Source organism: Lactobacillus sp. N54.MGS-719, from assembly GCF_000980505.1.
Taxonomy (GTDB): domain Bacteria; phylum Bacillota; class Bacilli; order Lactobacillales; family Lactobacillaceae; genus Lactobacillus; species Lactobacillus amylovorus.
In genome coordinates, this window is record NZ_LARO01000045.1 from 1 (window position 1) to 11,066 (window position 11,066).

The 11,066-nt window shown below is 40.1% G+C and carries 11 protein-coding genes and 1 tRNA gene; 4 read left to right on the forward strand and 8 right to left on the reverse strand.

Annotated features, from left to right (window positions below; genetic code table 11):
* Window positions 1-26: 26 nt before the first annotated feature.
* Window positions 27-99: transfer RNA gene (locus WS44_RS07575), tRNA-Asn, on the forward strand.
* 85 nt (window positions 100-184) lie between these two features.
* Here WS44_RS07575 and WS44_RS07580 read toward each other — a convergent pair.
* Entirely contained in the window at window positions 185-1,108 is a 924-nt protein-coding gene (locus WS44_RS07580; protein ID WP_013436904.1) for a LysR family transcriptional regulator, read from the reverse strand.
* A gap of 127 nt (window positions 1,109-1,235) precedes the next feature.
* Here WS44_RS07580 and WS44_RS07585 point away from each other — a divergent pair, with 127 nt between their 5' ends.
* Complete coding sequence (locus WS44_RS07585) at window positions 1,236-3,089, forward strand: flavocytochrome c (protein ID WP_288145717.1); 1,854 nt, start codon at window positions 1,236-1,238, stop codon at window positions 3,087-3,089.
* Between the two features lie 182 nt (window positions 3,090-3,271).
* Here the strand turns inward: WS44_RS07585 and WS44_RS07590 are convergent, their stop codons facing one another.
* From WS44_RS07590 to WS44_RS07610, 5 genes are all read right to left on the reverse strand, one after another.
* A complete protein-coding gene (locus WS44_RS07590; RefSeq protein WP_013436906.1) occupies window positions 3,272-3,502 on the reverse strand; it encodes a cytochrome b5 domain-containing protein in 231 nt (76 codons plus the stop codon).
* A gap of 95 nt (window positions 3,503-3,597) precedes the next feature.
* A complete protein-coding gene (locus tag WS44_RS07595) occupies window positions 3,598-4,467 on the reverse strand; it encodes a lysophospholipid acyltransferase family protein (protein WP_046433902.1) in 870 nt (289 codons plus the stop codon).
* The gene (locus tag WS44_RS07600) at window positions 4,464-5,411 is read right to left on the reverse strand and encodes a glycosyltransferase family 8 protein (RefSeq protein WP_013641346.1); all 948 of its coding nucleotides are present in this window, start codon (window positions 5,409-5,411) and stop codon (window positions 4,464-4,466) included. Before WS44_RS07600 ends, WS44_RS07595 begins: the two co-directional genes overlap by 4 nt.
* Window positions 5,412-5,424: 13 nt before the next feature.
* Window positions 5,425-6,381, reverse strand: coding sequence for a glycosyltransferase family 8 protein (locus WS44_RS07605; protein WP_013436909.1), 957 nt, complete (start codon window positions 6,379-6,381; stop codon window positions 5,425-5,427).
* Window positions 6,382-6,398: 17 nt separating this feature from the next.
* Window positions 6,399-7,235: a glycosyltransferase gene (locus WS44_RS07610; protein ID WP_046433903.1), complete on the reverse strand. Its 837-nt coding sequence runs from the start codon at window positions 7,233-7,235 to the stop codon at window positions 6,399-6,401.
* Window positions 7,236-7,330: 95 nt separating this feature from the next.
* Here WS44_RS07610 and WS44_RS07615 point away from each other — a divergent pair, with 95 nt between their 5' ends.
* Window positions 7,331-7,864: a helix-turn-helix transcriptional regulator gene (locus WS44_RS07615; protein ID WP_288145716.1), complete on the forward strand. Its 534-nt coding sequence runs from the start codon at window positions 7,331-7,333 to the stop codon at window positions 7,862-7,864.
* A gap of 55 nt (window positions 7,865-7,919) precedes the next feature.
* Here the strand turns inward: WS44_RS07615 and WS44_RS07620 are convergent, their stop codons facing one another.
* Entirely contained in the window at window positions 7,920-8,678 is a 759-nt protein-coding gene (locus WS44_RS07620) for a 1-acyl-sn-glycerol-3-phosphate acyltransferase (RefSeq protein ID WP_046433904.1), read from the reverse strand.
* Window positions 8,679-8,833: 155 nt separating this feature from the next.
* Window positions 8,834-10,075 (reverse strand): RNA-guided endonuclease TnpB family protein, encoded by a 1,242-nt coding sequence (locus tag WS44_RS07625; RefSeq protein ID WP_046433905.1) that lies wholly within the window; start codon window positions 10,073-10,075, stop codon window positions 8,834-8,836.
* 154 nt (window positions 10,076-10,229) lie between these two features.
* Between WS44_RS07625 and WS44_RS07630 the strand changes: the two genes are divergently transcribed.
* A complete protein-coding gene (locus WS44_RS07630; RefSeq protein WP_014565475.1) occupies window positions 10,230-10,901 on the forward strand; it encodes a hypothetical protein in 672 nt (223 codons plus the stop codon).
* Window positions 10,902-11,066: the final 165 nt, after the last annotated feature.

The following is an 11,066-nucleotide window of genomic DNA, read 5'->3' on the forward strand; positions in this document are numbered from 1 at the left end:
GAAGCTGCCGTGCTCTTTTTTAATATTCCGGCTTAGCTCAGTTGGTAGAGCGCTTGACTGTTAATCAAGATGTCGTCAGTTCGAGTCTGACAGCCGGAGCACGGAAGAAGGAGGCCGCCGGGCCTCTTTTTTGGTATCTAAATAAGTAGTAAGTAAAAGGCCAAGGAATTATCCTCGGTCTTTTTTAGATGCTTGATTTAAGATTAAGTTTTTTAAAGCAAGTGATTAATCTTTGTAGTGCAGGAGACAATTCTTTATTTGTTTGAGTGGCAATGAAGAATTGAATGTAGATCAGATTTTCATCAATAGGTAGTAAGTTGATCGGTGTTTGCCGCATTTTGGTTAAAATGCTGGCTGAAGAAATAGTTAAGCCTACACCACGCAATGCTAATTCGGTAGTTGTGACGATACTTTTACTTTCTAATACAATATTAGGCTTAATATGGAACTTTTGAAAAAGCCCGTTAACTTGATGGCGAATGGCCGACTCAGAGGAGCTTAAGACCATAGGATCCTGTAAAACTTCTTTCAGGTCCAGACTACTTGGTTCCAAAATAAACTTGCCAGATTGGAAAAATGACGAGCTCTGAGGAATGACTACATAGTACTGTTCACCATCTTTAACAGAATAAGTTAAATCACGAGAAATGGTTTTAGGTGTTTGACCGATGTAACAATCAATTTCACCATTAAGCAATTTAGTTTCATTTGTACGAGGTGAATTTTCAAATAATTGAATTTCAACTGTAGGATTTTCTTTTAAGAAATCTGGAAGAAGTCGAGGTAATAAAAAAGTACCTAAGCTCTCTAAAATGCCCACCTTAATAATCTCTTTATTAGGTTGGGTAAAGGGTGCAAGTTCACGCTCGAGCTGCTGATCGTTGTAGGAAATGTTTTCTAAATATTTGTAGTAAATCATTCCAGCTTCAGTCAGCGAAAAAGGCACGTGATCGCGGTTGATAATTTGCGTACCGAGGCGCTTTTCAATTCTTTTAATGAGTTGAGTTAAATAAGGCTGGGAAATATATAACTCGCGAGCGGCTTTGGTAAAATTGTTTTCTTTTAGTAATACGTCGAGATAATGCAATAATGCTTCAGGATCGTTCATAAAATATACCTCCAATAATAAAATTATTATAACTCATTAGCTAGAAAACTATTTCCCCTAAGCCAGATTCCCCATTAAAATAAAGAAGAAAACCTTTACATACAAAAAGAGGGAGATTTTTATGGCTATGAAACCAGGTACATACGATGTAAAAGCAAAAGGGCATGGCTCAAGCTATATGCCAATGCAAGTTAAATTATCTGAAGACAAAATTGAAAATATTAATGTCAATGCAAGCGGTGAAACTAGGGGCGTTGCTGATGAGGTGTTCAACCGTTTGCCAAAATTAATTGTCGACAATCAAACTTTAAACGTTGATGCAGTCAGTGGTGCTACTATCTCTAGCCATGGTGTAATCGATGGGGTTGCGGAAGCAATCACTGAAGCCGGCGGAGACGCCGAAGAATGGAAAAAGCGTGCTAAGCCTAGCAAGGCACATGCGACAAAGGATGAAGAATATACTACTGATGTAGTAGTTATCGGTGCCGGTGGTGCTGGGCTGGCTGCAGCTGCGCGCAGTATCCAACATGGTAGAAAAGTTGTCGTACTTGAAAAATTCCCACAAATTGGCGGCAATACGACTCGTGCTGGTGGTCCAATGAATGCGGCCGAGCCTGAATGGCAAAAGAAGTTTAAGGCTTTAGCTGGTGAAAAAGAGGACTTGGAAAAATTAGCCGCTACACCAATTGAAAAGATTGATCTAGAATATCGTTCCGACTTTGAGGCATTGCAAAAACAAATTAAGGAATACGTTGATTCAGGCGCAAATTATTTATTTGATTCAAAATTACTGCATGAAATTCAAACCTATGTTGGTGGTAAGCGAACCGATTTGAATGGACACGAGATTCACGGCACTTACGCTTTAGTTAAGGAATTAGTTGATAATGCACTCGATTCAGTTAACTGGCTTAAAGAACTTGGCGTAAAATTTGACGATAGCCAAGTAACAATGCCAGTTGGTGCTCTTTGGCGTAGAGGTCACAAGCCAGTTGAACCAATGGGTTATGCTTATATTCATGTTTTGGGCGACTGGGTTAAGGACCATGGCGCAACTGTTTTGACTGAAACTCGCGCTAAGCACTTGCTTGTGGATGGCGATAAAGTAGTTGGCGTTGTTGCTGAAAAGAGCGACGGCTCCAAGGTTACCGTTCACGCTAAATCAGTTATCTTAACTTCAGGTGGTTTTGGCGCCAACATGAAGATGGTCCAAAAGTACAACACTTATTGGAAACACATCGATAGCGACATGCCAACGACTAACTCTCCAGCGATAACTGGTGATGGGATCGGTTTAGGAAAAGAAGTTGGTGCAGACTTGGTCGGCATGGGCTTTATTCAATTGATGCCTGTGTCTGATCCAAAGACTGGTGAATTATTCACTGGTTTGCAGACGCCACCTGAGAACTACATTATGGTAAATAAAGAGGGTAAACGTTTCGTAAATGAATTTGCGGAACGTGATACGCTGGCCAAAGCTGCAATTGCCAACGGAGGACTCTTCTATTTGATCGCTGACGATAAAATTAAGGCCACTGCCTATAACACTACCCAAGAGTCAATCGACGCTCAGGTGAAGGCAGGAACGCTTTTCAGGGCAAATACTTTAGCCGACCTTGCCAAGCAAATTGGTATGAAGCCAGAGGTGCTTGAAGATACAATTAAGAAATATAATTCTTACGTTGATGCCGGTGAAGATCCAGAATTTGGCAAGAGTGCCTTCAACTTGAAGTGTGAAGTCACCCCATTCTATGCTACGCCTCGTAAACCAGCTATTCACCACACAATGGGGGGTCTTAGGATCGACACCAAGGCCCGCGTGATCAATAAAGACGGTGCTGTAATTAAGGGACTTTACGCTGCAGGTGAAGTTGCAGGTGGTATTCATGCCGGCAACCGTCTTGGCGGTAATTCCCTTGCTGATATCTTTACTTTTGGTAGAATCGCAGCTAACACTGCTTTTGCGGAAAAAAATAATTAACTACTAAAAACAAAAGTGTCTGGGAAAAAACTCAGAAATTAAGAAATCCTACTAAATCTTGGTATTAATAAACCTTGATTTAATAGGATTTTTCTTTTGAGTAAAAGTCTAAAATTAGCTAAAAATGGACTTTTTTCCCAGACACTTTTTGGTGGATTCATTTTTCGGATCAAAATTTTTATTTAGTTAAAAGTACCAACTTTGTTGGTGTGAACTAAAACTTTTGCCCCATGTGGGGATGTATTGGTTAAATCAAAACTTACGTCTCGTCCTGCACGCATGCCGTGATGTTCACCGTTAACCCAGTGAGAGTTATTGGTTACGTCATAGACTACGCCGTTTACGGCAATATAAGCTGGACGACCGTTTTTGCCATCATAATTTGACAGAGTTTCTTTAGTGAATTCTTTCATATCGAGAAGCTCCTTTCTAAAGTAAAACTACTATAGGTTAATAGTAACATAGTGTCACTTTTAATAGAAGCGGTCTATCTTTTCTTATATCTTTTTTATGAAAGGTGACCACGCCAGCCGGCAATATCCCAATCTAAGAAATCGTAGTTTAATTTCTTACCGTAGATCTTTTCGTAAACAGCTACTTTTTGCTTGTAATCTTGTTCCATCATATGGTGGGCGTTTTCATTAGCACTTAGGGAAACATCGGGATAAATGGGGTCTAAAACGTGCACAATGTACTTAGTTTCGCAGAAGTTGGCGTCCTTTTTTTCGACCTTAGGCAAATCCTTGATTTCAACAAAAGTGGAAATAACTGGCACGTTTTGCTTAGCGGCAAAATAGTAGGCACCGCGTTGCAACTTACGAGGTTTGCGGTAGTTCCACCACATTTCTTGTTCAGGATAAATCAAAACCCAGTTGTTTTGATCCAATGCTTGGCTCAAATGCTTTGGAAATTCGTTGGCAATGTAACTAGGGCTTTGAACCAAAGGAATGGTGCCGACATAGTTCATCAAGTAGCGGAAAAAGCCAGGCAACATCAGGTTGGTATCTTCAATAACAATTGAAAGTTGACAGTGCATTTTGTCAGCGAGGAGCTTAATTGGAAGCGAATCGACTTGATTGTAGTGGTTGGAAGTAACAATCGCGCCACCAATAGGTAAATTGTTTAATTTTTCTAGGCCTTCGAATTCGGTTGAGCCAGCGATTGTCTTAGCCAAAGTATTAAAAATCACATGACCAATGCGGTTGTTGATCTTGCTGGAAAAAGTTTTACGGTTTTCCCAGTAGTCATTAACTAGCTTCAATCTTTCATCAAGCGACATTTGTGGGTCACCGATTTCAACCTTAGCCGTAAAATCACGGTCGTTGGCAGCTTTTTTGATATTTTTAATTACTGCTTCTCGATTATCACCAAAAATCATAATTTAACTGCCTCACGTTCCTTAACTTTGGCCCAATTGTTAGGGTCTTTTTCTGTTTTGTCTTCCTTTAAAAGCATGTGGTTCAGCTTTTGACGATCGGCCGCACGTTGTTCATCGGTGTAGTTATCGAGTTCAGCCTTTAGTTCGTCGTAAAACTTGGTTTCCTTAGCGCTTTGCCAGAAATAATCTTCATATTGCACGCCTTTGAAATGCCATGGTTTGAAGAAAAGATTGTAGTGGATCAAACCAGGATTTTTGATCGGTTCGGTATTTTCATTAGGCATAGCATCCCAGCGTGGATCAAGGTGAAGAATGTTGCCTTCGCCCATTTCATTTAAGTAATCTTGATCGGGTGCAATACAGTCGAAGTGGTAAGTTTCAAGCAGTTCCATGAAGTGATCGATAAAAAGATTGTCACGGAATTGCTTAGCGTTCATGACCAACATTCCTGAATTGATGTACTTCTTAGGATCGAGTGCTAAAACATCCTTGATGTATTTCACCATCTTAGGCACAAATTGAATTGAAGAGTCGGTGCAGGCACCAAATAAGTTGTCGCCAAGCTCTACATTGTAAAGCTTAGCAATATCGTCGTTAACAACGGTGTCGCTGTCGATGTAGATTGCCTTGTCGTATTGCGTGAACAATTCAGGAATAAACAAGCGGTAGAAAATTGACATGGTGAAGAAGTCGGCCCGCAAGAAGTTTTCCTTTCGGTTTTGAATCGGCTTCACCAACTTGTCGTCAATATGGAAAAATTTTACGTGTACATTTTCATTGCCGAGATCGCTTAAATCTTTTTTATGCTCATCAGACAAATCTTGGCTTAAGAAATACACGGTGTAGTCTGTATCAGAGCTGGCATGTTTAACCAAAGAATTGAGTGATACTGCCGCATATTTAGTGAAGTCATCACTAATGCTGTAAAAAACTGGTACTGTCATAAATTTTCCTTTCTTAGTCAATCTTAACGGATTCGTGCTTTTTGACCTTAGCCCAGGTGTTAGGTTCGTCAACGATCATGTCAACTTTCTTGGCCATCCATTCAAGATCGGCACGGGCCTTTTTACGATCTTCGTCAGTAAAGTCAGCAAGTTGCTGCTTTAATTCGTCATAGTAAGGCGTGGTCTTGGCAACGTCCCAGAAGTAGTGAGCGTATTGCACGTCTTCAAAGTGCCATGGCTTGAAGAACAAGTTGTAGTGCACGATCTTAGGATTTTCAATTTCGGGGATGCTTTCGTTAGGCATAGCGTCCCATTCCTTAGGCAAGTGGTAGATCTTGTCTTCACAGATTTCGTTCATGTAGGCTTGGTCTGGGTCGACGTTGTCGAAATGGTACTTGCCCATCAAGTAGTAGAACTTGTCGACGAAGTGCTTATCGCGGAAGGCCTTCATGTTGAACAAAATGACACCGTTGTTGATGTATTTTTCGGCAGGTAAGATGCCTTGGCACTCTTTAATGTATTTTTGTAAAAGCGGCATGTAGCGAATAGATAAATCAGGACAGCTGGCAAACATGTTATCGCCGATTTCAGTATTGTATAAATCCGCAATGTCTGTGCAAATAATGGTGTCGGCATCTAGGTAAACTGCCTTGTCATATTGTGGGAATAATTCAGGGATGAACAAACGGTAGAAGATGGACATGGTGAAAAATTGGGCACGTAAGTAGTTTTCCTTAGTCTTGTGAATTGGCTTAACCATGTCATCGTCAATGTGGAAGACGTGGACATGAATGTTGTCAGTTGACATGTCTTCCAAGCTCTTTTTGTGTTCATCAGAAATTTCTTGAACCAAAAGAGTGATAGTGTAGTCCTTCTTAGGATCAGCATGATCCATTAATGATTGAATTGAGACAAATGCATATGGCGTGTAGTTGTCACTGATAGTGTAAAAAACAGGGATAGTTTTCAAAATAGTTCCTCCAAGTATTATTCTTTCAAATTATTGCGAATCTTGAGATATTCGTTGAGTAAATCATCATATTCGTGCAAATGAAGTACGCTGTGCACACGGTCAACGTCCCATGGCTTAACTGTCTGCGTATGGAAGTAAGGCCAGAAACGAAAACTAGTAGTAAAGTGCTGAATCTTAGTGTTCTTTTGTAAACGATATTGTTCGTTGTAGCGGCGTGGCACGACCCGCTTGGCGACAGCCAGCTTATTAATTGCGGACTGGTCGGGCAAGAACATTTTTTTGGTTTGCATCATGTCTCTGACTTTAGCAAAAAGACCGGTTTGTTTAATCTTAGTCATGTTTAACAGCAGGACGCCGGAATTCAGGTAGTCAAAGACGCGCTTAGTTTTGACATTGTGGAAGAAAAATCTGCCCCAGTAGTCGAGTACACCGACGAGTTCGATACCCTTGATGTTTTGCTTATAAAAAGCAGTAATGTCGCTGCGAATAACGATATCGTCGTCCAGGTAAAGAATACGATCAGGGATCTGTGGCAATTCATCCGCAAAAAGACGCAACATGGCATAAGGCGTAAAACGCGTATTCATGTTGGCTGTAGGTGGCTGCTTGATAAATAGATCGGTACAGTTGATCAACTCCAGCGTATTTTTAGGGTTTGCTTTAACTAATAAAGAACGAATAAAATCTGCGGCATGCTTAGAGAAGGGATGATACTTGCGTTTATCGCTGTGAGCTTCCATGGTTAAAATGTAGAGGTGCAGTTCCTTTGCACCAGAGTTCTTTAATAAAGATAGTGTGGAGATTAAAACGCCGTCTTCTGCGTTTTCGTCCCCGCAAAAAAGTATATTCATAATTGCTCCTGTTTAGTAGTATTCGAATTTACTAATCTGTATATTCTATATGATACCGTGTAGAATGCATTTTTCTGAGTGAAGGTCTGAAGTCAATGAAAATTTCAGAAGCTTTGAGAAAAGAACGGAAATCGTTAGGATTAACACAAGGTCAAATGATTAAGGAAAGCAAAATATCTGTTACCCATTATTCTAAAATGGAAAATGGACAAAATAGAATTTTTATTGATGATTTGATTTTAATTTTACAGTTACGTGGAATATCAATTACTAAATTTTTTAAAAAGTATTTTCCATCAAATGATAACATAGATTACTCCCAAATATCTCAAGAATTAAATCAAGCTTTTTATGATAATGATGTAAAAAAAGCCAAAGAGTTAAAGCTGAAAATTTTGAATACTAAACATATGTCAACAGAATTAAGAGATAGGGCAAACTTGATCATAGCTGCACTAAATTCAAAAGATGATAAAACAGATACTGCAGCAGTTAAACAAGCTATGCATGACTTTTTTAAGCATCAAGAATGGATGAATGATGAAAATGCGATTGTACTTTTGAGTAATTCTATTCGAAAAGACAATCTAAATGATGTCACACCTTTAGTAATGATGTTAATTAGGTAACTAAAACTCTTAAAGACAAGCTAATAAGGTTAAGAAGCAAAAACGTTTCTTAACCTTATTTTTTGATATATTGGCAATATTCATAATCGCTGAGCTTAGCTCGGTCAATTAATGTCTTTTGAATTTCATCGTGGAGCTTATTTTGGGCTTCCTTACGGCTTAAAGTTTGATCCGGGTAAAATGGTCCGTTGATATAAACAACTGCGCGAGGGCGCTTCCCAAAGCGTCTTTTATGGTAGGTTTTGGTCATAACGAAACTTGGCGCGTTCAGTTGAACAGGAAAGTGCATGCTGGTTGCGTCAAAGGGACGAATTTTGGTGTAGTAGGGCCAAACGTGGGCTTCTGGGTAGATTAGAACTTCACCTTTTTTATCTTTGATCACGGTTTTGATAGCCTTGATCAGCTTGACCGACTGTTTTAAGTCTTTACCAACGGGAAGGCCACCGTAGCGTACCAGGTATTTGCCGATGAAGGGGATGCCCCAGTTGGCTTGACCTGCGATAGCGTAGAAGTTCTTAATTGGAAAAATCGTAAGGGATGTAAAAACATCGCCCATTGGTCTGGTATGGTTGCCGTAGATGAAGTAGCCACCGTCGACTTGCTTGAGTTTTTCTTTGCCGATTACCTTCACGTTGTCGAAAAAGCGAAAAACGATCCAGCCGAAGCCGGCGGCAAGACGACGAGCGATGGCGGACCAAATTTTTGCACCGCGAGAATTGGGCAAAATCACATAGTCGTCTGGTAAGCTGAAATTTTGATCGTGGCTGTCGACCACATCGTCGGTAGTTTTGTGATAATAATAAATTCGTTTCATTCGTGTTCCTTCAAGATAGTTATCAACTACCCCAGAATCAATTCTGGGGTTTGTAGTTCTCATTCCACGTGGAATAGTAATCTTAACGCCTTTCGGCTCTCACCTTCGAGACTACATCATCGGACAGTTGACAATGCCCGTTTACCTGCCAAGATTTACTCGGCAGATGCTTGTTTGTTAAACTGCGGTGCTTCCTCACCGCTTCGATAGAGTGTCCCTAAGAACTGGATGTTCATTGACGCAAGCCGGTCATCGTTTGACTTGTAGCCACATCTATCGCAAACATACAAGTGCAGTTGATGATCACGGTTTTCCTTACGAATCCGTCCGCATTTGGGACAGCGCTGGCTGGTATATTTGGCAGGGACTTTTACTATCGCTGACGAGTTCAGATTAGCCTTGTAGGTAAGGAACTGCTCAAACTGATAGAAAGCCCAAGAAACCATTTCATAGCGTTTGTCTTTAGCTGTCTTTTCAGTAGCAAAGCGGACATCGGTCAAGTCTTCCAAAACGAAAAGGGTATTAGCGCCATAATGGTCAACGAGTGTCTTAGTCAAGCGATGGTTGACATCGCTCATCCAGCGGTTCTCTCTTTGACCGATCTGCTTAAGTCTTCGTTTGGCGGACTTGGTGCCTTTGGCTTGAAGCTGGGCACGCAGTTTTTTGTATTTGCGTCTGGTTCTTAATGCCTTTTGACCGTTGAAAAGCAAGGTTTTGCCTTTTTCATCGTAGCAGGAAGCCAAAAAGCGCAAGCCACGGTCAATCCCGACAACATGCTCAGCTTCTTCCGGCTGATATTCCGGCAAAGAGACGGTAGCGCTTAGGTGCATGTACCATTGGTTCCTAAATTTAAGTAATTTAATCGTGCCGAATTTCCATTTATCTGAATCAAGGTACTGATCGAAGCTCTTGCACACAAAATCAACCTTTTTTCTTCCTTGCAAAGTGTTTAAAGATATTTGCTTGGTAGAGCTTAGGTAAGACCAGTCCCGATTGCGCTGTAAATCTAATTGCGGACGCTTGAATTGGATCGGGTACCAGAGCCAGCTAAGGTTACGAAAAGTCTGTGCCCAAATAGCGTGACCCTTGCCGTCCTTTTTCCCAGTATCGTAGCGGTATGGCTTTTGCTTTAGCTGTGTTTTAACAGTCTTATAGCGAGCAATAACAGTTTTAATAGCAGACTGCGCCATTTGGCTTTTTAAACCGAATTTATTTCTAAGATCACGGTAAAGAGCCTTGTTCAGCTTAGATTGCTTTAATTCAAAAGCATGGTTAAAAACATATTGCGAGATAAAATTGCAGGCATCCTTATATTTAACCATCGTTTGCATAAAGGAATGTGCGGTTTCTTCATCAATATTGAGCAGTTTTGCCTTAACGGTCACTGTCTGATCCATTTAATTCACCTCTTTTTAAACTAATTCACTAGCAATAATATCATAAGTGGTCTAGTGAATAAATAATAAAAAGCAAAAAAGGGGCTGAAAGTGCAATTCTTCCCCAAATTAAAATCATGAGGTATCCTTGCTTAATCAGCCCTAAAAAATTTCAATGAACCTTAACAAAAAAATGTTGTTTTCTTCTGCTGTTATTGCGGGACTTCTCTTAAGCGTTGCGCCTGCTACTGTTCAAGCTGCAAGTACTGCTAGCAGTGCACCTAAAACCACAAATGTTAATCCTAAGGCCGTAATTGAAAATGACCCTAAGTTAACTAAACAAGGCTATGTTTTAAGAATTAAGAATTCCAAAGATGCAGATCCTATTTATGTAGGAAAAAACAACTACAAATATGCTTTAACGCATTATGAAACCTTCAAGGGCAAGACAATTAGTCCAGCTAAGGTTCAAAACGTTAAATTTAGAGTTGAAAAGATAGTTAGATTCCACGGCAAAATTAGTGGTGCTCCATTGTACTTAGTGGCTTCTAAGGATAAGAAGTACAGCTGCTGGACTACGCAAGCAATGCTTCAATATTATTACTTCAATAGCAAGGGGATGCGCGGAGTAGTAAATCCATTGAAGAGAATTGCTAATAGAAGTGCTGATAAGAATATTATTAGTCTAAAGAATAAACAAAATAAACGTGACTTTAATGCTGCAATGAAGGCTGCTAATAAGCTTAAGGGCAGTCAGAAGAAGTTTGTTGTAAATTCTTTGAAGCAACTTAAGAAAGATAACAATATTGGCGTTGAAGGCGACAACTTGCTTTTGTTTGGTTTTTAAAGTGAAAAAAATACGTTAAAAGAATATAGAAAAACTGATGCATCTAAGCTATGAAGCTAGAAGCACCAGTTTTTTGCTACATTAGGTCGTCATTGTCTTTGAAAAGTTGCTTGGTTGCGGTGGCCATTCTTTCGGGGATGCCGTAGCTTTGCATGAAGGTCCCTG